Source organism: Janthinobacterium sp. EB271-G4-3-2 (assembly GCF_020858035.1).
Taxonomy (GTDB): Bacteria; Pseudomonadota; Gammaproteobacteria; order Burkholderiales; family Burkholderiaceae_D; genus Janthinobacterium; species Janthinobacterium aestuarii.
This window is the reverse complement of record NZ_JACYMG010000003.1, coordinates 288,654-310,750: the sequence shown is the minus strand read 5'-3', so window position 1 is coordinate 310,750 and position 22,097 is coordinate 288,654. Positions and strand designations below refer to the sequence as shown.

General features: G+C 62.7%; 19 protein-coding genes. 9 read left to right on the top strand and 10 right to left on the bottom strand.

Going from position 1 to position 22,097, the window contains the following annotated elements; genetic code table 11:
* Window positions 1–22: 22 nt before the first annotated feature.
* Window positions 23–667 carry a transposase gene (locus tag IGS55_RS09210; protein WP_230517263.1) on the top strand — a complete coding sequence of 215 codons (645 nt, stop codon included), beginning with the start codon at window positions 23–25 and terminating at the stop codon, window positions 665–667.
* 61 nt (window positions 668–728) lie between these two features.
* Here IGS55_RS09210 and IGS55_RS09205 read toward each other — a convergent pair whose 3' ends face one another.
* From IGS55_RS09205 to IGS55_RS09190, 4 genes are all read right to left on the bottom strand, one after another.
* Complete coding sequence (locus IGS55_RS09205; RefSeq protein ID WP_230517264.1) at window positions 729–3,011, bottom strand: RelA/SpoT family protein; 2,283 nt, start codon at window positions 3,009–3,011, stop codon at window positions 729–731.
* An 82-nt stretch (window positions 3,012–3,093) separates the two neighbouring features.
* Window positions 3,094–3,297 (bottom strand): DNA-directed RNA polymerase subunit omega, encoded by a 204-nt coding sequence (gene rpoZ / locus IGS55_RS09200; RefSeq protein WP_010400723.1) that lies wholly within the window; start codon window positions 3,295–3,297, stop codon window positions 3,094–3,096.
* A gap of 54 nt (window positions 3,298–3,351) precedes the next feature.
* Entirely contained in the window at window positions 3,352–3,990 is a 639-nt protein-coding gene (gmk, locus tag IGS55_RS09195; protein ID WP_080753685.1) for a guanylate kinase, read from the bottom strand.
* A gap of 135 nt (window positions 3,991–4,125) precedes the next feature.
* On the bottom strand, window positions 4,126–5,016 hold the full coding sequence (locus IGS55_RS09190) for a YicC/YloC family endoribonuclease (RefSeq protein WP_230517265.1): 891 nt from the start codon (window positions 5,014–5,016) through the stop codon (window positions 4,126–4,128).
* A gap of 302 nt (window positions 5,017–5,318) precedes the next feature.
* Here IGS55_RS09190 and rph point away from each other — a divergent pair, with 302 nt between their 5' ends.
* The 3 genes from rph to hemW all read left to right on the top strand — a co-directional run bounded on the left by rph (window position 5,319) and on the right by hemW (window position 8,041).
* Complete coding sequence (gene rph, locus IGS55_RS09185) at window positions 5,319–6,047, top strand: ribonuclease PH (RefSeq protein ID WP_102294882.1); 729 nt, start codon at window positions 5,319–5,321, stop codon at window positions 6,045–6,047.
* A 138-nt stretch (window positions 6,048–6,185) separates the two neighbouring features.
* A complete protein-coding gene (rdgB, locus tag IGS55_RS09180; RefSeq protein WP_230517266.1) occupies window positions 6,186–6,770 on the top strand; it encodes an RdgB/HAM1 family non-canonical purine NTP pyrophosphatase in 585 nt (194 codons plus the stop codon).
* Complete coding sequence (gene hemW, locus IGS55_RS09175; RefSeq protein WP_230517267.1) at window positions 6,767–8,041, top strand: radical SAM family heme chaperone HemW; 1,275 nt, start codon at window positions 6,767–6,769, stop codon at window positions 8,039–8,041. The genes rdgB and hemW overlap by 4 nt, the downstream gene beginning before the upstream one ends.
* A gap of 14 nt (window positions 8,042–8,055) precedes the next feature.
* Here the strand turns inward: hemW and IGS55_RS09170 are convergent, their stop codons facing one another.
* The 4 genes from IGS55_RS09170 to IGS55_RS09155 all read right to left on the bottom strand — a co-directional run bounded on the left by IGS55_RS09170 (window position 8,056) and on the right by IGS55_RS09155 (window position 12,628).
* Window positions 8,056–9,243, bottom strand: coding sequence for a tetratricopeptide repeat protein (locus IGS55_RS09170; protein WP_230517268.1), 1,188 nt, complete (start codon window positions 9,241–9,243; stop codon window positions 8,056–8,058).
* 129 nt (window positions 9,244–9,372) lie between these two features.
* Window positions 9,373–11,091 (bottom strand): methyl-accepting chemotaxis protein, encoded by a 1,719-nt coding sequence (locus IGS55_RS09165; RefSeq protein WP_230517269.1) that lies wholly within the window; start codon window positions 11,089–11,091, stop codon window positions 9,373–9,375.
* Window positions 11,092–11,212: 121 nt separating this feature from the next.
* Window positions 11,213–12,304, bottom strand: a complete 1,092-nt coding sequence (locus IGS55_RS09160) for a patatin-like phospholipase family protein (protein WP_230517270.1) — start codon at window positions 12,302–12,304, stop codon at window positions 11,213–11,215.
* Between the two features lie 102 nt (window positions 12,305–12,406).
* A complete protein-coding gene (locus IGS55_RS09155) occupies window positions 12,407–12,628 on the bottom strand; it encodes a hypothetical protein (protein ID WP_230517271.1) in 222 nt (73 codons plus the stop codon).
* Between IGS55_RS09155 and IGS55_RS09150 the strand changes: the two genes are divergently transcribed.
* Window positions 12,615–13,331, top strand: a complete 717-nt coding sequence (locus tag IGS55_RS09150; RefSeq protein WP_230517272.1) for a hypothetical protein — start codon at window positions 12,615–12,617, stop codon at window positions 13,329–13,331. The genes IGS55_RS09155 and IGS55_RS09150 overlap by 14 nt on opposite strands.
* Before the next feature lie 67 nt (window positions 13,332–13,398).
* On the opposite strand, the gene tal is transcribed toward IGS55_RS09150, so the two are convergent.
* Window positions 13,399–14,334, bottom strand: coding sequence for a transaldolase (gene tal / locus IGS55_RS09145; protein ID WP_230517273.1), 936 nt, complete (start codon window positions 14,332–14,334; stop codon window positions 13,399–13,401).
* 208 nt (window positions 14,335–14,542) lie between these two features.
* Between tal and IGS55_RS09140 the strand changes: the two genes are divergently transcribed.
* From IGS55_RS09140 to IGS55_RS09125, 4 genes are read left to right on the top strand one after another with little or no spacing between them, the layout of a single operon-like run.
* Window positions 14,543–17,392 (top strand): type VI secretion system Vgr family protein, encoded by a 2,850-nt coding sequence (locus IGS55_RS09140; RefSeq protein ID WP_230537190.1) that lies wholly within the window; start codon window positions 14,543–14,545, stop codon window positions 17,390–17,392.
* Window positions 17,389–18,339 carry a DUF4123 domain-containing protein gene (locus IGS55_RS09135; RefSeq protein WP_230519155.1) on the top strand — a complete coding sequence of 317 codons (951 nt, stop codon included), beginning with the start codon at window positions 17,389–17,391 and terminating at the stop codon, window positions 18,337–18,339. Before IGS55_RS09140 ends, IGS55_RS09135 begins: the two co-directional genes overlap by 4 nt.
* The gene (locus IGS55_RS09130; RefSeq protein ID WP_230519156.1) at window positions 18,336–18,956 is read left to right on the top strand and encodes a DUF3304 domain-containing protein; all 621 of its coding nucleotides are present in this window, start codon (window positions 18,336–18,338) and stop codon (window positions 18,954–18,956) included. Before IGS55_RS09135 ends, IGS55_RS09130 begins: the two co-directional genes overlap by 4 nt.
* Window positions 18,953–21,055: a T6SS phospholipase effector Tle1-like catalytic domain-containing protein gene (locus tag IGS55_RS09125; RefSeq protein WP_230519157.1), complete on the top strand. Its 2,103-nt coding sequence runs from the start codon at window positions 18,953–18,955 to the stop codon at window positions 21,053–21,055. Before IGS55_RS09130 ends, IGS55_RS09125 begins: the two co-directional genes overlap by 4 nt.
* Window positions 21,056–21,189: 134 nt before the next feature.
* Here IGS55_RS09125 and IGS55_RS09120 read toward each other — a convergent pair whose 3' ends face one another.
* On the bottom strand, window positions 21,190–22,044 hold the full coding sequence (locus tag IGS55_RS09120; protein WP_034750862.1) for an SIS domain-containing protein: 855 nt from the start codon (window positions 22,042–22,044) through the stop codon (window positions 21,190–21,192).
* Between the last annotated feature and the right edge of the window lie 53 nt (window positions 22,045–22,097).

Genomic DNA, 22,097 nt, shown 5'->3' with positions numbered 1-22,097 from the left:
TCAGTTGGTATCAGGAGTTGCCATGCCCCGTCGCCTTCGGCTCGTCTTGCCCGGCGTTCCCTTACATGTGGTGCAACGTGGCGTGAATCGCCAAGCCTGCTTTCTTGATGGGCAAGACAAGCAGCGTTATCTGGATTATCTGCACAGTTGTTTGGCGCTTGCACCATGCCATCTGCATGCGTATGTGCTGATGAGTAATCATGTGCATCTATTGCTTTCCACGCAAAGCACAACGTCCCTGTCGTTGCTGATGAAAATGCTGAACCAGCGTTATGTGCAGTATTTCAACTGGCGTTATGGCCGCACCGGCAGTTTGTGGGAGGGCCGCTACAAATCTTGCCTGGTACAGGGCGAGCGTTATTTATTGATTTGCCAGCGCTATATCGAACTTAACCCTGTCAGGGCCGGTATCGTGGCATTGCCTGGTCAATATTGCTGGTCCAGTTATCGAAGCAATGCGCAGGGCGTGCATGATGATCTGCTGTCTCCGCATTCTTTATATATGCAACTTGGATGTGATGTGCTTGAGCGGCAAAAGACATACCAATCGTTATTTCAGGATGAATTAGGCGATCGCTGCATCGGACAACTGCGAGAAGCAGTCAATGCTGAATTTGCGGTGGGGGATCAGGCGTTTTTACGACGCGTTGCGGAACTGAACCGGTAGCCCGCAGCGGAGATCCGGGGTCAGACCCGGCGGGTCTGATCCCAGCTTTTTGCCGCGTGAATCAGTTACGCTCGCGCAGGATGCGGTTCACGCCAGCCACGCGGCGCACATTGCGCAGCAGGGCCGCCAGGTGGACCCGGTCCTTGACCTGCACGGTGAAGCGCAGCTGGTCGAGGACGTTGTCCTTGTCTTCGTCCATGCCCACATAGATGATGTTGGCGTCGGATTCGCCGATTTCGGCGGCCACGCGGGCGAGGATGCCCCGCTCGCTGTTGATCAGCACTTTGATGCGGCAGTCGAAGCGGCGGTTCAGTTCGGTTCCCCAGCGCACTGCGATCCAGCGGTCCGGTTCCTTGGCGCGCTGGCGTTTCGCTTGCGAGCAGTCGCTCGTGTGCACGAGCAAGCCCTGGTCGCGGCGCAGCTGGCCGATGATCTGGTCGCCCGGAATCGGCAAACAGCATGGCGCCAGTTGCACGGAGACGCCTTCGCTGCCGCAGATGGTGACAGGGTCGAGTTCGCTGCCGCTGTTGTGTTCCACGGGCATGCTGGCCGCTTCGCCGCCGATCAAGCCAAAAATGTGGCGTGCCACCAGGGTGGCCATGCGCTTGCCGATGCCGATGTCCGCGTACAGCTCGTCCATGGAATTGGCGCTCGATTCGTTGAGCAGGCGTTCGACCAGCGGTGCTTGCAGGTCGGCGTCGATGTTCAGGGTGTGCAGCGCCTGCGACAGCAGCTGCTGGCCCAGGGCGATCGATTCGGGCAGGTTGATCGTGCGCAGATGGTGGCGGATGGCCGAACGGGCCTTGCCGGTGCGCACGAACGACAGCCACGTCGGGCTGGGGCGCGACGAGGAATCGGTGATGATTTCCACGATGTCGCCATTGTGCAGCTCGGTGCGCAAGGGCGAGGTTTCGTTGTTGATCTTGACGGCCACGGTCTGGTCGCCGATGCCCGTGTGGATCGAGTAGGCGAAGTCGATGGCCGTGGCGCCGCGCGGCAGGGCGATGATCTTCGACTTCGGCGTAAACACGTAGACGGAATCGGGGAACAGGTCGACCTTGACGTGTTCGAGGAATTCGGCCGAGTCGCCCGTCTGCTGCTGGATGTCGAGCAGCGATTGCAGCCACGCATGCGTGCGCTGCTGCAGGTCGGACGGATTCGATTCGCCGCTCTTGTAGAGCCAGTGCGCCGCCACGCCCGACTCGGCCGTGCGGTGCATTTCCTGCGTGCGGATCTGGAATTCGACGGGCGTGCCGTACGGACCGATGACGGTCGTGTGCAGCGACTGGTAGCCGTTCAGCTTGCGGATCGCGATGTAATCCTTGAACTTGCCCGGCATGGGCTTGTACAGGCTGTGCAGGGTGCCCAGGGTGACGTAACAGTCGGCAAAGCTGCCCACCACCACGCGGAAGCCGTACACGTCCAGCACTTGCGAGAACGACAAATGCTTGCTGCGCATCTTTTTATAGATGTCGTACAGGGTCTTTTCGCGGCCCGTGACGTCGGCCTCGAGTTCGGCCATGGACAGGGTGCTTTTCACCGCTTCCATGATCTTGTTGACCACTTCGCGCCGGTTGCCGCGCGCCGCCTTGACGGCTTTCGCCAGGGTGCGGTAGCGCATCGGGTACAGGTGCGAGAACGACAGGTCCTGCAGCTCGTGGTAGATGTTGTTCAGGCCGAGGCGGTGCGCGATCGGCACGTACACTTCCATGGTCTCGCTGGCGATGCGGCGCTTTTTCGCCGCCGTCATGAAGTCCAGCGTGCGCATATTGTGCAGGCGGTCGGCCAGCTTGATGAGGATCACGCGCACGTCGGACGCCATGGCCAGCAGCATCTTGCGGAAGTTTTCCGCCTGTGCTTCGATCTGGCTCTGGAATTCGATCTTTTCCAGCTTCGACAGGCCGTCGACCAGGTGCGCGACCGGTGCGCCGAAGCGCTCGATCAATTCATCCTTCTTGACGTCCTGGTCTTCCATCACGTCATGCAGCAGGGCGGCCATGATGGCTTGCGCGTCGAGCTTCCAGTCGGCGCAGATTTCGGCGACGGCGATCGGATGCGAGATATACGGCTCGCCCGAGCGGCGCATCTGGCCCAGGTGCATTTCGTCGGAGAAGCGGTAGGCTTCCTTGACTTTTTTCAGGTCGGCGGGGGAAAGGTATTCGGCCAGCTTGTCGGCCAGATGGCTGACGGAGGCCACGCCGAGGGCGGGCGCTGGCGGTGCTGCGGGGGTGTTGCCGCCGGACGTGCCGGTGCCGGGCGCGGAAGCGCCCTGCGATTTTGCCGCCTGGCGCGGGGCCAGGGGCGGCAGTGCTGCGGAAGTCGTGTCGGCTGGGGTCAGACTCATAAAACGTCGCGTTGCTTCACAGTGTGAATAAAGGATACGGTAGAACCAGGGGTCAGCACTGTTCCGGCACGCGGGTTCCCAATTACATCGGGACCTTTTTCAGCATTTCGATGCCGACTTTACCGGCAGCGATTTCACGCAGTGCGACAACGGTAGGCTTGTCCTTGGCTTCCACCTTCGGGGTGTGGCCTTGCAACAACTGACGTGCGCGATAGGTCGCAGCCAGGGTCAGCTGGAAACGGTTAGGGATCTGCTTCAGGCAATCTTCGATTGTGATACGGGCCATGGTAACTCCTAAATTTGTGTGCGTGGTGCTGTGTGAACTGGCGTGCAGAGACGATTATTCTGCGTGCAGGCCCAGCTGGGCGAATAACGATGCGTTGCGGGCCGCTTGTTGCGCAAACCGGCAACGGGCCGCTCTCACGATCGCGCTCAGTTCGGACAAAGCGACCGTAAACTCTTCATTGATAATAACATACTCGAACTCGGGAGCGTGTGCGATTTCGCCGCCGGCCGCCAGCAGGCGGCGCGTGATCACGTGCGGCTCGTCCTGGCCGCGCTTGTTCAAGCGTTCTTCCAGCGCATCGATCGACGGCGGCAGGATGAAAATGCCGGCCGCGCGGGGAAATTGCTTGCGCACCTGGCGCGCGCCCTGCCAGTCGATTTCCAGCAGGATGTCGGTGCCGGCGGCCATTTGCTGTTCCACCATGATGCGCGAGGTGCCGTAGTAATTGCCATGCACTTCCGCCCATTCCAGGAATTCGCCCTGGTCGGCGCGCGCGACAAAGTCTTCCGCCGTCGTGAAATAGTACTCGCGGCCATGCTGCTCGCCCGGACGGGGCGCGCGCGTGGTGGTCGAGATCGACAATTTGATGCCGGGCTCTTGCGCCAGTAATGCATTGACCAGTGTCGATTTGCCGGCGCCCGATGGCGCGGCAACCACGAACAGGCTGCCGGAGAAGGCGGTAGGGTGGCTCATGCGGATCTTTCAATAATCGTGTTGTTGGCGCCGGTGCTTGCGCAAGCGGCGCCCAATCCGGTATTTTACCAAGAGGCAAGGCGGCGAGCCAGTCCCAAAGCGGCCGGCATGGAGGATGCCTGGCCAGGCTGGCCCTTATTCCAGGTTCTGCACCTGTTCGCGCATCTGCTCGATCAGCAGCTTCAAGTCCATCGAGGCGTCGGCCAGTTCCTTGACGGAGGCCTTGGCGCCCAAGGTGTTGGCTTCGCGATTGAGTTCCTGCATCATGAAGTCGAGGCGCTTGCCCACTTGGCCGCCCTTGGTGAGGATGTGGCGCGTTTCGCCCAGGTGGGCCGACAGGCGCGCCAGTTCTTCCGACACATCGATGCGGATGCCGTACAAAATCACTTCCTGGCGGATGCGTTCCATGGCGTCCTGGCGCGACAGGGCCGAATTCGAGCCCTGGCTGGCCAGGCCCAGCGCGTCCTGCATGCGTTCGATGGCTTTTTGCTGGAAAGCCGCGACCACTTGCGGTATCAATGGCGTGATGCGCTTGACGATGGCTTCCATCGCTTCGATGCGCGACACGAGCACCGCTTCGAGCGCCGCGCCTTCGCGCTTGCGGCTGTCGACGAAGGCGGCCACGGTGCGGCGGGTCAGCGCGCCCACGTCCGCCTGCAAGGACTCTTGTCCCACTTGCGCTTCTTCGATGACGCCAGGCCAGCGCAGCAGTTCGGCCACCGTCATGACGGGAGCGGAGACAAAATGCTGGCCCACTTCGTTTTGCAGGCGCGCCAGTTCGGTCAGCAGGGGCAGGTTCAGCGCTTGCGTGCCGGTCGTCGCGGCCTTGCGGCCAAAGCTCAGGCGTACCTCGACTTTGCCGCGCGTGATGGCGGACATGACGGCGGCGCGCAAATCAGGCTCCAGGGCCCGCAGATCGTCGTTGATCCGGAATTGCAGGTCGAGAAAGCGTGAGTTGACGCTCTTGATTTCAATTGTCAGTGTGCCTGCAGCACCTTCGCTGGTGGCAACCGCGTAGCCTGTCATGCTTGAAATGCTCAAAGGATTCCCCGATTTGGTCTTGTATACAGTCACTTATACACTTAATCAGCCAGCGCAGGCAATACCGCCCGCGCCGCAAAACAGGACCGAAGTGCCCGATGGCCTGAAAATTGCTGAATAGTGTGCGTTTTACGGCATTGTAAAGAAAATTGTGTTTGGCGGGGCAGGATTGTATGGATCATGTGTGCGCCGCCCGCCATTGCGCTCTGCGCTGTTGCATGGCCGCAAATAGACGGGCGCGCGGTGGTAGAATCGCTGCCGCAACCCCAATCACACAGGACATCCCCATGACATTCGAATCCCGCCCGAGCGGCCGCGCCGTTGATGCGCTGCGCGCCATCCGCATCACCCGCCAGTACACCAAGCATGCCGAAGGCTCGGTGCTGATTGAGTGCGGCGACACCAAGGTCATCTGCACCGCCAGCATCGAAGACAAGGTGCCGGGTTTCCTGAAGGGCAAGGGCCAGGGCTGGTTGACGGCCGAGTACGGCATGCTGCCCCGCTCGACGCACACGCGCATGGACCGCGAAGCGGCGCGCGGCAAGCAGTCGGGCCGCACGCAGGAAATCCAGCGCCTGATCGGCCGCTCGCTGCGCGCCGCCTTCGATTTGCAGGCATTCGGCGAACGTACCCTGCACCTCGATTGCGACGTGATCCAGGCCGACGGCGGCACGCGCACGGCCTCGATCACGGGCGCCATGGTGGCCGCGTATGACGCGTTTACCCAGCTGCAGGCACGCGGCGCGATCACCGCCATTCCCGTGAAAAGCTTCGTCGCCGCCATCTCGGTGGGCGTCTACCAGGGCATGCCGGTGCTGGACCTCGACTACGTGGAAGACTCGGGCTGCGACACGGACATGAACGTGGTGATGACGGAAGCGGGCCACTTCATCGAAGTGCAGGGCACGGCAGAAGGCGCCGCGTTCGACCGCGCCGGCATGAACCGCTTGCTGGACCTGGCGCAGGGCGGCATCGCCGATCTGATCGCCATGCAGAAGCAGGCTTTGGGGATCTGATCTTTACACAGATTTACACATCGCCGCCCGCCGCGCCGGGCAACAAGCCCGCTTTTGCCGCCGTCGAGCGTGGCGGTGGGCCAAGGTGAGGGGAGCGCAAAAGGTTTACAATGTCGGCACTTCAACCGGACTACTGACATGACCCAACGCCTCATCCTCGCCTCCAACAACGCCGGCAAGCTCAAGGAATTCAACGAGCTGCTCTCGACCATCGGTTTTTCCGTCCACGCCCAGGGCGAGTATGACGTCCCGGAAAGCGACGAGCCGTTCCACACCTTTGTTGAAAACGCGTTGCAAAAGGCGCGCCACGCGTCGCGCCTGACGGGTTTGCCGGCGCTGGCCGACGATTCCGGCGTGTGCGTCAATGCGCTCGGCGGCGCGCCGGGCGTGTACTCGGCCCGCTATGCGGGCGAGCCGAAATCGGATGCGGCCAACAGCGCCAAGCTGATCGCCGACCTCGAGGCGCATGCCGACAAGTCCGCGTATTACTACTGCGTGCTGGTGTACGTGCGCCATGCGGACGACCCGCAGCCGGTGATCGCCGACGGCCGCTGGAATGGCGAGATGATCGCCGCGCCGCGCGGCAACGGCGGCTTCGGCTACGATCCGCATTTCTATGTTCCCGCGCTGGGCAAGTGCGCGGCCGAACTGACGTCCGATGACAAGAACGCGCTGTCGCACCGCGGCCAGGCCCTGCGCGCGCTGGTGGAAAAGCTGCGATGATCCCGATCAAACTGGTGGGCGCCGTTGCCAAGTCGGCAGCCAGGCCCGGAGCCGCCCCCGCGCCGCAGGAAGGCATTTCCGGCGCGGCCGGGGCGGCCCTGAAGTACCTGCAGCCGGGCGCGCTGAACCTGACGGCCCTGCCGCCGCTGTCGCTGTACATTCACTTTCCGTGGTGCGTGAAAAAATGCCCGTACTGCGACTTCAATTCGCACGAGGTGCGCGGCGACTTGCCGGAAGCCGAATACCTGGCCGCCCTGCGGCTGGACCTGGAAATGGCGCTGCCATTGATCTGGGGCCGCAAGATCCACACGATTTTCATCGGCGGCGGCACGCCCAGCCTGATGTCGGCGGCGGGCCTGGACCGCTTGATGTCGGACGTGCGCACCCTGCTGCCGCTGGAGCCCGATTGCGAAATCACCATGGAAGCCAATCCGGGCACCTTTGAAGCGGAAAAATTCAAGTCCTACCGGGCCAGCGGCATCAACCGCCTGTCGATCGGCATCCAGAGCTTCAATGGCCGCCATTTGCAGGCGCTGGGGCGCATCCACGACGACGACGAGGCGCGCCGCGCGGTGGAGATCGCGCACGCCAATTTCGACAATTTCAATCTCGACCTGATGTACGCGCTGCCCACGCAGACGCTGGACGAGGCGCGGCATGACCTGGAAACAGCGCTGTCGTTCGCGCCGCCGCACCTGTCGCTGTATCACCTGACCCTGGAGCCGAACACGCTGTTCGCCAAGTATCCGCCCGTGCTGCCGGACGACGACGAGAGCGCGGACATTGCCGACATGGTCGCCGCGCGCGCGGCGCAGGCGGGCTACGGCCGCTATGAAGTGTCGGCCTATGCGCAGCCGGGCCGCCAGGCCAGGCACAACCGCAATTACTGGGAATTCGGCGACTATCTGGGTATCGGCGCGGGTGCGCATTCGAAGATATCGTTCCCGCACCGCGTGCTGCGCCAGGCCCGCTACAAGCAGCCGCGCGCCTACATGGACGCGGTACTGGCCGGTAACCCGGTGCAGGAAGAGCGCGAACTGGCGCGCGAGGAAATGGGTTTTGAATTCATGCTCAATACCCTGCGCCTGACGCAGGGCTTTTCGCCAAACCTGTTCGCCGAGCGCACGGGCCTGGCCCTCAACGCCATCGAGCAGCCGCTCAATGCGGCCGAAGCGAAAGGCTTGCTGTACCGCGACCACCAGGTCATCCGCCCGACGGAACGGGGATTGTGCTTCCTGAACGACCTGCAGCAGATGTTCCTGGAAGACTGACGCTGCCCGATGCGCTAATGCGCGGTGGCGGCGCGCAGGCGCTGCAGCTTGGCCGCGTACAACCCGTGCTCGCGGCGCGTGGTGCTGTTGTCCATCGCCAGTTCCAGCTGGCGTCCGGCCTGCGCCAGCTGGCCCATGCGCGCATACGCCTGCGCCAGCCAGAAGTGGAATTCATGGTAGTAGGGGTCGCGCGCGATCTCGCGCTTGAACAGGCGTGCCGCTTCCTGGTAGTCGGCGGTTTCCATGGCGCGCTGTCCCAGGTTGAAAAAGTGGAACGGCGGCTCTGGCTGCAGGGCCAGCAATTTGCGCCGCAGCAGCTGCGCTTCGTCCGCGCGTCCCAGGCCCTCGAGTGCTTGCGCCAGGTTGGACAGCAGCACGGGGTTCGATGGCGAACGTTCCAGCGCGTAAGCGAGCGTGCGCCGCGCCGGCTCGACGTCGCCGTGGCGCAGCTGGATGATGCCCAGGGTATTGAAGGCGCCCGCAAACGTGGGGTCTTGCAGGATGGCGGCGCGCGCATACCAGTAGGCTTGATCGAGCTCGCCGCTGGCCATGGTTTCGGCGGCGCGATTGTTGAGGTACATGGCCAGGATGGTTGCTTCGCGCACTTCCTGCGTGCGCTGGCCGGTGAGGTCTTCGCCAGGCAGGAAGTCGATGAGCAGGATGGCATCGGCCTCGTAGCCGACGGTATTGCCGATGGCGCGGCGTTCCAGCGTGAGATTGACGTGGCCGGCAACGAAATACATGCCGCTGCTGCGGCTCCAGCTTTCCTCTCCCAGCACCACCTGGTAGTGCACATCGAGTCCCATTTCCTTGGCCAGTGCGGCCGTCATCAGCACCAGCGACAGGCAATTGCCGCTGCGCGCATCGAACGCCTGTGCCGCCGTGCGGGTCATGGCGGCATCATATTCCAGCTGCAGCCCGGCCCGGTTGTGCAGGGCATCGGCGAGCGCGCGGCGGGGATTTTTGGTGCGTGCCTCGCGCGCGATATCGACACGCACGTAGCGCCGCATGGCGTCGTTCATGGCAAACGCCTGCTGCGGATCGACCGGCACGGTTGGCGCGGCAAAGCTGGCATCGTTGAACAGGTCGGGCGGAGGCGGAGTGGCGGGCGCCGTGGCGCAGCCGGCAAGGGCTGCGCACAGCAGCAAGGGGAACAGGAGGCCCAGGCGCAGCTGTTCGCTGATGCCGCTGATGCTTTTCATGTTCATGCTCCCGCAGAACGATGTCAGGCGCAACACGTATTGCTGCCGGTGGTGCGCCATGCCACCTGAAACTAGTATCCTCGCGCGCCACGGCGCTGTCAAACCCTTTTGACGGCCCTGTTGCCAGTCTTAAAACTCTTCCCAATCCTGCTCGCCAGCCACGTGCGCCTGGGGCTTGCGCGCAGCGGGCGCGCTCCTGGCCGCGATGCCGGGCTGCCTGGCGGTGCTGCTCCTGGCCGCCGGCTTGGTCAGCTGGGTGGCCGCTGGCCGCGCGGCGCGCACGGGCGCCGCCGTGGCCACGTGGTCGAGCTGGAAGCCGGCCGCCACTTGGGCCAGGCGCGCCGCCTGGTCCTGCATGCTTTCGGCCGCGGCCGCCGCTTCTTCCACCAGGGCCGCATTTTGCTGCGTCACCTGGTCCATCTGCGCGATGGCCTGGTTGACCTGGTCGATGCCCAGGCTTTGTTCGGCGCTGGCGGCGGTGATCTCGGCCATGATGTCGGTGACCCTGCGCACGCTGTCGACCACTTCACCCATGGTGCTGCCCGCCTGCTGCACCAGCCGCGTGCCATTGTTGACCTGTTCCACCGAGTCGCCGATCAGGGTCTTGATTTCGCGCGCCGCCGCTGCCGATCGCTGCGCCAGGCTGCGCACTTCCGTGGCGACGACGGCAAAGCCGCGCCCTTGCTCGCCGGCGCGCGCCGCTTCGACGGCCGCGTTCAAGGCCAGGATATTCGTCTGGAAGGCGATGCCGTCGATGACGCCGATGATGTCGACGATTTTCGTCGATGCCGTATCGATGGCGCCCATGGTGTCGACCACCTGGCTGACGATGCTGCCGCCCCGTTCGGCCACGCCGGACGCGGCCACCGCCATCTGGTTGGCCTGGCGCGCATTGTCCGCATTCTGCTTGACGGTGCTGGTCAGTTCTTCCATCGACGACGCCGTCTCTTCCAGCGAGCTGGCCTGCTGCTCCGTGCGGGCCGACAAATCCTGGTTGCCGGCGGCGATTTCGCCCGACGCCGTGGCAATCGCATTGGTGCCCGTCTGCACTTCCGACACCACCTTGCGCAACGCCTCGTTCATGCCGTGCAGTGCGCGCATCAGATCGCCGATTTCATCGCTGGCGGCCTTGCCGAAATGCGTGCGCAAGTCACCCGCAGCGACCGTTTCGGCCACTTTCACGGCCGCCTGCAGGGGCACGGTGATCGAGCGCGTGATCAGCCAGGCGCAGACGCTGCCCAGCGCCACCACCAGCGCGCACAAGGTCAGCAGCAGAGTGAAGCTGCGCCCGTTGGCCGCCTCGATCGCTTGCGCCGTGGCGTCGATGGCCTGTCGCTGCTGCGACAGCAGGGCCTTGACGTTGTTCTGGTATTTGGCGGCGGCCGGAGCGAAGCTGTCGCGGTAGGTGCTTTCCGCCTGTGCCGCGTCGCCGGCCTTGCGCGCATTCATCACCAGGGTCTTGGCGTCCTGGTACTTGACGCGTTCGGCGATGGACGCCTTGAAGATGGTTTTTTCCTCATCGCTGTCGAGTAGCGCCTCGATTTTCTTCAGCAGTTCGCTGCCCTGTTTCGTGCTGTCGGCGATGGTGTCGGCAAACACGTTGGACAGTGTTTCATCCGTGCTTTTGGCGATCATCGAGGTGCGCGCGATGGCCGAATAGATCAGCACGTACCAGTCCGATACGAGGCGTTCCTTGGCCAGCGGTTTTTCCATCATTTGCCGCGTCGCTTCGGCATTCACGTGGGCGCTGTACAGCGCGTACGAGGTGGAAATCACGGACAGCAGCAGCACCAGCGCGAAGCCTGCAGCCAGGCGCGTGCCGATACGAAGGTGGGAAAGGGCGTGCATGGTTGGAACTCCTGTCGCAGAGGGGATTTAATTGCCTGTGCGACATAGTATGCACTGAGAAGTGACCAAGAGGCGAGCGAAACGCACGCTTGTTTTGGCGTCTGTTGCAGCCACGCCCGTGCTACAGATGGCCCGCCTGGCGCAAGTCCGGCTGCTCGGCCCAGCGGGCGAAGGCGGCCGCCATGCGCTCGCTTTCCGCGATGGCGCGGCGCCAGTCGCGCATGCGTGCCGCGTGGTCCTGGCCGTAATGGGGGAAGTCGCGCCGGTCCGGCAGTTTGCCATTGGGCAGGCTGGCCACGAAGGCGGGCGAGGGCGAGACGAGGATCATGTTGTCGAGTGCGCTGTCGCCGCTGCGCGCGCGGCGCCAGGGCATGGCCTTGTCCAGCCAGCCCGGCACGATATGGTCGGCAAAATGCGGGTACAGCACCAGGCCCGGTTCGCGCTGGTAGGGCAGGTGCAGATGGTAGTCGACCAGGCCGCCGTCCCAGTAGCGCCCGGGCGGCGCGCCGGCGATGTCCGTGACCGCGTCGAGCACCAGCGGGATGGAGCCGGAGGCCAGCAGTGCGTCGCGCAGGTTGTCTTGCGCCAGCGGCACGAAATGGGAATGAAAGGCGTCGAAGCGCGAGCGCAGCCAACTGGCGCCGTCCGGTCCGGCATGGAACACGGCGCGTTCCAGCGAGGCGGCCAGGCGCGCGCGCGCCACGGCGTTGCCGGCGGCGGCCAGCAGGAAGCCGCGCCGGTCGCGCCATTTGCCCGGCTGCGCCAGCGCGCCGACGCCGCGCACGGCCAGCACCGACAGGCTGTGGCGCTCGTGCCGCAGCAGCTGCGCATCCTGGCCATCGAGGACGGCGTCGAGCAGGGCGCGGCAGGTGCGGCTGACGTGCGCCGCCTCGGGTTTGTCGGGATAGCGCTGGCCCACGTATTCGCGCACCAGGCGCCGCTGCGCGGCGACAGGGTCGGGGAACACGGCTGCGGCCATGCGCCAGGCGCCGATCGAGGCGCCGACGAAGTGGCGCGGGCGCGGCGCCTGCGGCAGGAAGTCGCCGAACAGCCAGCAATCGAGCTGGTGCAGGATCAAGCCTTTCGGCCCGCCTGCGGCGGCAGGGACGATGGCGATATCGCTGGCGCGCACCCCGTTGTCGGCGATGCGCGCCCGGGCGCGGCGGCCCAGGCGGATGGTGATGGCGGATGAAAGCGGCAGGGGGAAGGACATGCGCGTGGAGGCTGGTGGCGGTTGCTTATTGTAGCGATTGTAGCGTCATGCCGCGCCAAAGGGCGGTGGCAGGCGTGCGACAGTTGAGAGGAAAAAGCAATATTATTTAAAAACTAAAGATGCTTTTGCAAGCGTGCCGTCCTTGCCTTTTTTGACTGATAAGAGATACATGAAAAAACCAATCTGCGCCTCCTGCCTTGTTCTGCCAGTTTTGCTGGCCGCCACTCTCAGCGCCTGCGGCGGCGGCTCTTCCTCTTCCGATGCCCAGGTCTCCGCGAATCCGTCCCAGCCTGTCAATCCAGTGCCCCCGGTGACACCGGTCACCCCGCCGTCCGCCGGCAGCGACACGGGCGGCGTCAGCGCACCGTTTGCGAAGGGACTGAGCCCGCGCTACCTGCTGCTGGCCGTTGCCAGCCAGGCCTACGGCACCTTGGGCAGCGTTGCGCAAGACGGTTCCGGCGCCCTGAGCGAGATCTCCGGCGCCAGCTTCAGCGGCACACCCGCCATCACGCGCGACATCAGCGGCGACGCGGCATTTGCGCAGGGACGCTGGTTCACCGGCACCATCACGCGCAGCGGCGGCAGCACGGTCATGAGCGGCAATAATGCCAGCGCCCATTACAGCGTCTACAACACGGTGGCGGCCTTGCCCTTCACCGGCGCCTTCCAATGCGATGCGGGCAAGTTCACGGCGCCCAGCTATACGGGCGGCGCCAGCGTGCAGCAGGGCGGCTATTTCGGCACGGCCAGCGGCAGCGCCACCTTGTCCTTCGGCGCGGCAGGCGCCACACTGGCCATGACGGTCGATGCCACGGCCGGCGGCAGCGCCGGCAAGGCCAGCGGCACGGGCACGATCAACACGCCGGACATGACGGTCATCAGCGGCGGCTTCCTGGGCGGCAGCTCGGGCATGCTGCTGGCGCTGGGCGACGGCGGTACGGGGAGCTACCTCGTCACGGGCGGCTACAAGGTGGTCTTGGCAAATGGCACCAATTACCAGGGCGTGGCCACCTTCCGCTGTTCTTGATCGCACGGGCATGAAAAAAGCGGCGTCCGTGCAATGCACGGACGCCGCTTTTTTTCGTGAGCCGGAATTAACGCAGTGCCGAGATCATCTGTTTCAGCTTGCCGGAATCGACGCAGAAAGCGCGGATGCCTTCTGCCAGTTTTTCCGTCGCCATCGCGTCTTCATTCATCATGAAGCGGAACGCTTCTTCGTTCAGCGACATTTGCACGACGTTGGTCGATGGCGCCGCCTCGGCGCTCAGCTTGCGTTCCACCGGCGCATCGCTGTCGGCCAGCTTTTGCAGCAGGTCGGGACTGATGGTGAGCAGGTCGCAGCCGGCCAGTTCGAGAATTTGCGACGTGTTGCGGAAGCTCGCACCCATCACCTCGGTCTTGTAGCCGAACTTGCGGTAGTAATTGTAGATGCGGCGGACCGATTGCACGCCCGGATCTTCCGCGCCCATGTAGTCGATGCCTGTCGATTTCTTGTACCAGTCGTAGATGCGTCCGACGAACGGCGAAATGAGCTGGGCGCCCGCTTCGGCGCAGGCGATGGCCTGGGCCAGCGAGAACAGCAGGGTCATGTTGCAGCGGACGCCTTCCTTTTCCAGGATGGCGGCGGCGCGGATGCCTTCCCAGGTGGAGGCGATCTTGATCAGCACGCGCTCGCGTGGAATGCCCGCGTTCGAATACAGGGCGATCAGGTCGCGGCCCTTGGCGACCGTGCCTTCCGTGTCGAACGACAGGCGCGCATCGACTTCGGTGGAGACGCGGCCGGGGATGGTTTGCAGGATTTCCACGCCAAACGCGATCAGCAGGCGGTCGATGATTTCGGCGGTCGAGGCGTTCGGATGGTCGCGCACGGCCTTTTCCAGCAGCGGCTTGTATTCATCCTTCTGCACGGCCTTCAGGATCAGCGACGGATTCGTCGTCGCATCGCGCGGCGTGTAGGCCTGGATCGATTGGAAGTCGCCGGTGTCGGCCACCACGGTAGTAAATTGCTTCAGTTGTTCGAGTTGGTTCATGGCTGCACGGGAAAGAGTGAATGGGCTTGCCGGGGTATTGTACCGAATTCACTGCCTGAAGCACTGACTATTGGCTTGCCCGCGCACTACTTGCCCAATTGAATCTTGCTTTTTTGAGAACTCGCGCATAATTGCCTGGACTTGTTTATTTTGCACATTGTTTTGATAAGCAATGTGCGATGCCATTTCCAGATGAAGAGCATATCCTTTGACACAAGATATCGTTAGCGCGGTAGCCGCCTTCAACGGCGCGACACGCCTGTATGCCTTGTCCATCGGCAACGGTGGCCAGGACAGCGGCTTGCTGGTCGAGGCCTTTGCCGCCGACGAAAGGCTGCAGGAGCTTGGCGCGCGCGAGATTATCGCCTTGTCCACCAGCGCCCATGTTGCGCTGGCATCTCTGCTGGGCCAGCCGGCCAGCCTGCATATCAGCCTGGCCGATGGCAAGCGCACGCAGTTTTCCGGCTATATCAGCGCAGCGGCCATGCTGGGCAGCAACGGCGGCCTGGCACGCTACCGGCTGCGCATCACGCCCTGGCTGTGGCTGCTGACGCAAGTGCGTAACAGCCGCGTCTGGCAAGATCGGAGCGTGACGGCCATCGTCGACGAGGTATTGCAAGCCTATGCGCCGCATGCCTTGTGGCAATGGAGCGACGAGATGGTGCAGTGCATGCAACAGGCGGGCGAGCGCAGCTATTGCTGCCAGTACCGGGAGTCGGACTTCGATTTCGTGCGCCGGCTGCTGACGGAAGAGGGCATCGCCTGGCGCTTCGAGGTGCACACACTGATTTTTTTCGCCGACAGCAGTCAGCCGTGCGCCACGCCCGAGGACGCCAGCAGCGCGCAAGGGGGCGGTTTGCGCTTTCATGGCGCCAGGGCCGGCGAAGCGAGTGACAGCGTGCAGGCGCTGTGCGCTCGGCGCAGCCTGCACGTCGGGCTGAGTAGCGTGCTGAGCTACGATTACAAGGCCAAAAAGGCGGTCTCCGCCAGCGTGCCGACGAATATGGCCATCGGTGGCACGCATGCCCCCGTGCTGGAAAGTTACGATACGCCGGGCCAGTACTGGTATGCGAATGGTGCGCAGGCACAGCGCTATGCCGCCTTGCTGATGCAGGCCCACGAAGCGCGCGCCCAGTTGTGGCAGGCGCGTTCGACCGTGCGCACCTTGCGCGCCGGCACGCGGTTTACCCTGACGCAGGGGCCGTTGCCGCAGGCTGATGGTGCCGCGCCGGAATATGTCGTGCTCCGGGTGGCCAGCATCGGCATCAACAACCTGCCGGCGCCCGCCTCGCAGGCGCTGGCAGAACTGTTCGGCCCAGTGCACGAATTGCTGGACGAAGCCATGCCGGAGCTGGGCGGCGGCTTTTCCGATTTTGCTGCCGCGATCGCGCAGGCGCAAGCCAGCGGTTACGCCAATTGCATCGAGATGATTGCCGCTGCAACGCCATGGCGTCCAGTGCATGGCGACAACGATGCGCGCCACCATCCGAATCCGACGGCCCGCGGCAGCCAGAGCGCCATCGTCGTCGGTGCCGATGGCGGCGCCAGCGCCGGCGGCGGCAGCGAGCTCCATTGCGACAGGCTGGGCCGGGTGCGCATCCGTTTCCACTGGCAACTTGAGGGCAGCGCCACCTGCTGGGTGCGCGTGGCGCAGCGCGCGGCCGGCGGCGGCATGGGCAGCCAGTTCCTGCCGCGCATCGGCCAGGAAGTGCTGGTGCAATTCCTCGAAAACGACATCGACCGGCCCCTCATCGTCGGCGCCCTGTACAACGGGCAGGGCGAGGGCGGTGTCGCGCCCACGCCGGGCGGCGTCACGGACAAGCCCGCGGACGCCAGCGTATTCGCGCCGGCGCGCGACCATGCGCCCTCGGCGCAGGGTAACGTGGCGGGCGGCAACAGCCCGCTCTGGCATGGCGCGGCCGGCGGCAGCGCCGGCCACCGCAACGGCGCGGCGCAATGGGGCATCCGCAGCAAGGAATTCGGCGCCGCCGGCTACAACCAGTTGCTGTTCGACGATACGGACCAGCAGGGGCGCATCGAGCTCAAGAGCAGCCATGCGGCCAGCGCGCTCGGTCTTGGCCACCTGATCCATGCGGCCGACAATTACCGGGGCAGCCTGCGCGGCATGGGCGCGGAACTGCGCACCGACGATTACGGCGCCGTGCGGGGCGGGGCCGGGCTATTGATTTCCAGCTACCTCGTCAACCACGACGCGCAGGCGCGCGATCCGGCCGGCGACAATGCGCCGGGCATGGTCTTGCTCAAGCAGGCGGCCAAGCTGGGCGCAACCTTCAGCGCCGCCGCCGTCACGCACAAGACGGTCGCGTATGCCGGCCACCTGGGCGTGGCCAAGGCGAATGCCAGCGTGCTCGACGAAAAGGCGGCGCCCTTGCCGGCGTTCCTGACCAGCGTCTCCGGCATGCTGAGCCGGGACAGTACGGCGGCCGCGCGGCGCGACGCGGCGGGCAAGCCGACCAGTCCCGGCGACGACAAGCTGCCGCACAGCAGCGACGCCATCATCGCCATCGCCGCCCGCGCCGGCCTGGGCGTGCTGGCGGGCCAGGATATCCAGCTGGCGAATGGCGAAACAACCTCCCTGATGAGCGGCCAGGACACCCAGTTCGTCGGCGGCGGCCAGCTGCGCGTGCACAGCGGCCAGGCCATCGGCGCGCTGGCCGGCGTGGTCAAGGCGGGCGAGAACAATACCGGCCTGCAACTGATCGCCGCGAAACAGGCGATCGAGTTCGAGGCGCAGGCCGACGTGCTCAACGTGCAGGCGCGCGAGGAAGTCAACATCGTCAGCGCCGCCGCGCACATCGACTGGGCGGCGGCGAAAAGCATCCGCCTGTCGACGGCGGGCGGGGCGAATATCACCATCGAGGGCGGCAACATCACCGTGCAGTGTCCGGGCAAGATCACGGTACATGCCGGCAAGAAGAGTTTTATTGGTCCTGAACGGCTGGCTTATCCATTGCCCAGATTTTCCCGTTCCATATGTAAACGATGCAGGCGTAGCGCCGCCGAATCAGGTTCGCCTTTTTCCATGGTGGAAGAGTGAATAGCCAAAAACAACAGTTAGAGGAGCATGATCAAGTGGGTATCAATATGTTTCCTTCTGGCTGGAAAGTGTCATTGCACATGTGCTTGCAGGCGTTTCGCTGTCAGTTTCCCGAGGCGCACATTTATGCGTTGATCGATGGTGTTTTTGACGAGTCGTGTTATCCATTGCTTAAGCGCACGCAGCATCTGCGATATGAGGCGTTGTTTTCCGGTACGCCAGGTGCGAATGAAGAAACTTTGTCCATCTCGCCGCTTCTGGTTGAATTTGACGATGCAGGTCGTTTTACTTGGGAACGACTACTTGAGAAAACGAATGGCCATCCGGCGCTCAGTTTGATTGTCACGCCGGAGCCGTTGAACCAACTGGCTGCTCGCTTGGCACCATGGTGCATCGTCGATGCCGCAGACTATACGGTGGCGTTGTCGTTTGCCGATACCCGCGTTTTGCCGCAGCTTTTCAAGACCTTGACGGCGCAGCAGTTGGGCCAGTTTTGCGGACCGGCACACCATTGGCAATATGTCACGCGTAAAGCCGACTGGAGTGATTTGGCCTTGCCTGGCGAAGCGCTCCCGGCGGCGGTTGGCATATCGTTCAGCGAGCAGCAATGCGCTCAACTGATGCGTACAGCGGAAGCCGACGGCATCCTGTTTCAAGTGCGCGCGACCAGCCCTCGCTTGTTAAAACCACATCCTGCCGGGCATGCCCATGCCTTGGTCGAATATTGGCTCGCTTGTGCCGATCATGCGCGGCTCGAAGCACCGCCAGATCGCTTTGACGTATGCCTATTTGGCCTCGAAAACCCGGGCCTGGAAGCGCGGCCGCAACTTGCGTCCTGGCTAGCCGAACCTGCACGGGTACAAGTGCCAGCCGCATTGTTTGAACGATGGATGGCTGAGCGATCCTCTGCCGAGGTGCCGACGTTATCAGTGGAGACAAAGTCATGATTATCCTGTTCAGGCAGTGGCTGCGGCGAGGTATCTTGCTGGCCGCATGTTTACCCGGCGTCGCCATGGCTGCGAGCATTCAGGCGCTGAATTATTCTTCGCGCGAAGTCAATTACATCGCGGTTGAAAATCCGGGTAATACCAACAGCGGCGGCGGTGGCGATGCGATCGATCCTTATGGCCAAGGCGGCACGATATGCTGTTTCAGCGTGCCGGAGAAGTGGCATGCGGATTTGAAGGTCGTGGTGGCCTATCAGTTTTATCCCGACCCCACCCTGCACCGCGAGACGGTCAGCATCCCGCCGTATCCGAATGGGAAGGCGGGCGATATCTGGCTGATCGTCTATGCAGATGGCAGCGTGGGGGCCGTGGTGTCGCATTACGGACCGAGCCTGCCGGAGTGGCCGGGGAAAATCAAAGGGTATCCGGTGCCGACGAAGGAGTATCGGGACGAGCGCCGTAGGCAGAAATTGAAGAGGGAAAAGGCGACCTTACTTACGCTGGAAAGGGGATTGTTGCGTGACGTCAATGTTATGTCAGTTGATGACATAAAGGAGACTCAAGAAATCATTGAATTCCAAAGAAAGCTCATCCAAAGTCTGGAAGGAAATCCATGACTGCCTTCTTGTCAAAAATCTATTCCATTGAAAAAATTGACCCATCTGATCATGACCGTTTTTTTGACGGAATTGGTGAGATGAAAGAAATTGTTAAATTTACCAAAGCTCGTGAATGCCCTGCCCCAGGTTTTCCTCCCTCATGCGATGCGAATCTGTTTTTCGGCTTCTTCTTCGACGGCACCAACAATAATATGCAGCGGGATGTGCCGTTTCATTCGCACAGCAACGTGGCGCGTTTGTATCGTGCATTTCCCGGCGGTAAAGATACGCATGGCAGCGAGGCCTGGCCGGACTTGGAGGCAAAATACCACAAGAGTTATTTCCGCACTTACGTACCCGGAGTGGGCACACGTTTCGACGAGGTGGGCGATACGGGAGAGGGATTTAGCGCTCTCACCAGCGACCGGGCGCGTGGCCTGGCCTTTGCCTACAAGGGAGAAAATCGCATCATATGGGCATTGGTGGAGGCACTCAATAATGTGCACAGATATTATACGGATGCTCCCTTGGTGGATGACAAGACGTTTAAGAAGGACTTCAATACGCTCAATTTGCCCAGCAAAGTGCAGCCTTCACAGGCGCTGGCGAACGCTTTCACGCAGGCCTTGCAAAAGTTGCACAGCAATTTGCGGCCATTTGTGCCAACCGATGGGCCGGCGAAAAGCGTCAATAAAGGCAAGGTGCTCAATATCTTCGTGTCGATGTTCGGTTTCTCGCGTGGCGCGGCCGAAGCGCGCTCGTTTGCCAACTGGTTCATCTGGTTATGCAAGCTCGATGCGCAACTGACCGCAAGCAAGGGCGTCAAGGCTCGCCAGTTAAGTATTGGCACGATCGAGGTAACGTTCGACTTTATGGGCCTGTTCGATACCGTCGCTTCGGTTGGCCTGGCAGCTTCAGCGCCCATCCTGAACGTGGTGGTGGACGGACATGGCGGCTGGGCCGACACCGAAGTGTCGCTCAGAATACCTACATCACCGGGACCAAGCAAGTGCCTGCATCTGGTGTCGGCGCATGAAGTGCGCCGGTCTTTTCCCTTGGACTCCGTTGCTCACCTGGGCAATATTCCCCCTAATTGCACGGAAATTGTTTTCCCTGGCGTTCATTCGGACATCGGAGGTGGTTATCTGCCGCAGGAACAAGGGCGCGGTACAGATCCAAGCGGAGGCGACTTGATGTCGCGCATTACCTTGGCCACGATGTATCGGGCTGCGCGCCTGGCCGGGGTGCCGCTGAAGCTGGAAGAGGCCAGTGAAGCGACAAAGCGGGCCTTTCGCATCGATCCGCGCACAATAGCCACCTTCAATGCGTATATCGGCTTTTGCCATGCGCAGCAAGGAGCCGAGCCATCATTGCGGCTACATAGGGTCATGGAATTCCAGCACATGCTGTACGTACAATGGCGCAAGAAAGTGCTTGGCAAGATGGGAGATTTGCCGAATGTCAAGAATCTGGCAACAAGCTATAAAAGCGGGAAATTTGATTTTACTGATCTCACGATGGCGGACAAGGAGCTGGAGGAAGAGGTTGCGAGTTTTGAGAAGTGGTGCGCCGATCAGCGCACGAACAGCAGTAGAGCGCAGCCCCGTAATCCTGAATGGAAACCTATCGCCGAATTTTGGGACAAGCCGGTGCCACCCGTCGAAGTAAGCAACTTTTTCGAGCAGTTCGTGCATGATTCCCGCGCGTGGTTCAAACCGCTGGGGAAAGACATTCCAGACTTGTGGTATGCGCTGGAATTGCTGGTGGCTCAGGAAGAGCGAGCTCGTGACTGGGAGAACGGAACGAATGCCGATCCTGGCAAACCAAATCCCTATAGCTTGAGCAATAAGGAAAAAGAGCAATTGCTGCGATACAAAGCCGTCAAAGGCACTGAAAATGAAATGGATGCGATCGAGCCGGACAAGGGCGGACGCGAGAGTAAACTCATGGGCGGTGGTTATTTGCGTTTCCGGCGGGTTTACATGGGATCGGATAGTTTCAAGCCTGCGGGGGCTCAGTACGCGGGAATGCCGCCTGCCTTGCATACGGAACAGCGCGTTATCGCGATGACCCATCACAGGTCTGCCGATGCGGTGGAGGAGGCGAAGACGGTGTAGGTCAAGCTGATCCGAGGTGAGAGTTGTTGTGCCAAATGCAGGAGGACGTAGCAAAACGCATCCCATATGCCACCATGGTCCGATGGAAAGGTTCGTAAAGGAGCGGCTCCGGCAAGGCGGGAGCCGGCAGGGTATCAGCCGATGAAGGAATCGAACTGCATGTCGAATTCCTGCAGCGCTTTCTGCGCATTCTGCATCTTCTTGCGGAATTCCGGTCCCCGTTGCAGGGCCAGGCCCACGGCCAGCACGTCGATCACGACCAGGTAGGCCAGGCGCGCGGAAATCGGGGTGTAGGGGTCGGTGTTGAAGACCAGGTCGATCGGGATCAGCACGGTTGCCAGGTCGGCCAGCGGCGTGCCCGATGGGGCCAGCACGACGACGTCGGCGCCGCCGCGGCGCGCCAGTTTCACGGAACGCACGAGGGCGGGGCTGTTGCCGCGCTGCGAGATGGCCACCAGGCAGTCGCCGCCGCGCAGCAGGGCCGCGGCGATGCTGTGGATGTTCGGATCGCTGTAGGCGACCGTCGGCACGCCCGAGCGGAAGAACTTGTGTTGCGCGTCGGCCGCCACGATGCCCGACGTGCCCTGGCCATAGAATTCGATCTTGCTGGCGCGCGACAGGATGTCGAGCGCGCGCTGGATCGCTTCCGGATTCAGGTTGTTGCGCAGGTCGAGCAGGGTGTTGATCGAGCGGCTGCAGATTTTGTTCACCAGGTCGGCCGCCAGGTCGTCCTGCGCCGGCTGCTCGTTCGCGCCGGGCATGGCCAGGGCCAGGCCCTGCGCCAGCTTCAGCTTGAATTCATGCCAGCCGTCATAGCCCAGGGTGCGGCAAAAGCGCACCACGGTCGGTTCCGACACCTGCGCGCTTTTCGCCAGCGCCGTGATGTTCTGGCTGACCGTCTGGTTAGGCTGGTCAAGCACGGCCAGCGCGACCTTTTTCTCCGACTTGGAGAGCGAATCGAGCTGGGTGCGAATGGAATCAAGCAGCATCAGGGTAGTCTTCTGGTAGGTGTTCAGGAATGTGGGGATAATAGGTAAAGGGC

Coding starts and splice junctions, on each gene's coding strand:
- rph (WP_102294882.1), top strand. CDS start 5,319: ATGACATTCGAATCCCGCCCGAGCGGCCGCGCCGTTGATGCGCTGCGC.
- IGS55_RS09165 (WP_230517269.1), bottom strand. CDS start 11,091: ATGCACGCCCTTTCCCACCTTCGTATCGGCACGCGCCTGGCTGCAGGC.
- IGS55_RS09120 (WP_034750862.1), bottom strand. CDS start 22,044: ATGCTGCTTGATTCCATTCGCACCCAGCTCGATTCGCTCTCCAAGTCG.
- gmk (WP_080753685.1), bottom strand. CDS start 3,990: ATGAGCCACCCTACCGCCTTCTCCGGCAGCCTGTTCGTGGTTGCCGCG.
- tal (WP_230517273.1), bottom strand. CDS start 14,334: ATGAACCAACTCGAACAACTGAAGCAATTTACTACCGTGGTGGCCGAC.
- IGS55_RS09160 (WP_230517270.1), bottom strand. CDS start 12,304: ATGTCCTTCCCCCTGCCGCTTTCATCCGCCATCACCATCCGCCTGGGC.
- IGS55_RS09170 (WP_230517268.1), bottom strand. CDS start 9,243: ATGAAAAGCATCAGCGGCATCAGCGAACAGCTGCGCCTGGGCCTCCTG.
- hemW (WP_230517267.1), top strand. CDS start 6,767: ATGATCCCGATCAAACTGGTGGGCGCCGTTGCCAAGTCGGCAGCCAGG.
- IGS55_RS09190 (WP_230517265.1), bottom strand. CDS start 5,016: ATGACAGGCTACGCGGTTGCCACCAGCGAAGGTGCTGCAGGCACACTG.
- IGS55_RS09125 (WP_230519157.1), top strand. CDS start 18,953: ATGACTGCCTTCTTGTCAAAAATCTATTCCATTGAAAAAATTGACCCA.
- rdgB (WP_230517266.1), top strand. CDS start 6,186: ATGACCCAACGCCTCATCCTCGCCTCCAACAACGCCGGCAAGCTCAAG.
- IGS55_RS09130 (WP_230519156.1), top strand. CDS start 18,336: ATGATTATCCTGTTCAGGCAGTGGCTGCGGCGAGGTATCTTGCTGGCC.
- rpoZ (WP_010400723.1), bottom strand. CDS start 3,297: ATGGCCCGTATCACAATCGAAGATTGCCTGAAGCAGATCCCTAACCGT.
- IGS55_RS09205 (WP_230517264.1), bottom strand. CDS start 3,011: ATGAGTCTGACCCCAGCCGACACGACTTCCGCAGCACTGCCGCCCCTG.
- IGS55_RS09210 (WP_230517263.1), top strand. CDS start 23: ATGCCCCGTCGCCTTCGGCTCGTCTTGCCCGGCGTTCCCTTACATGTG.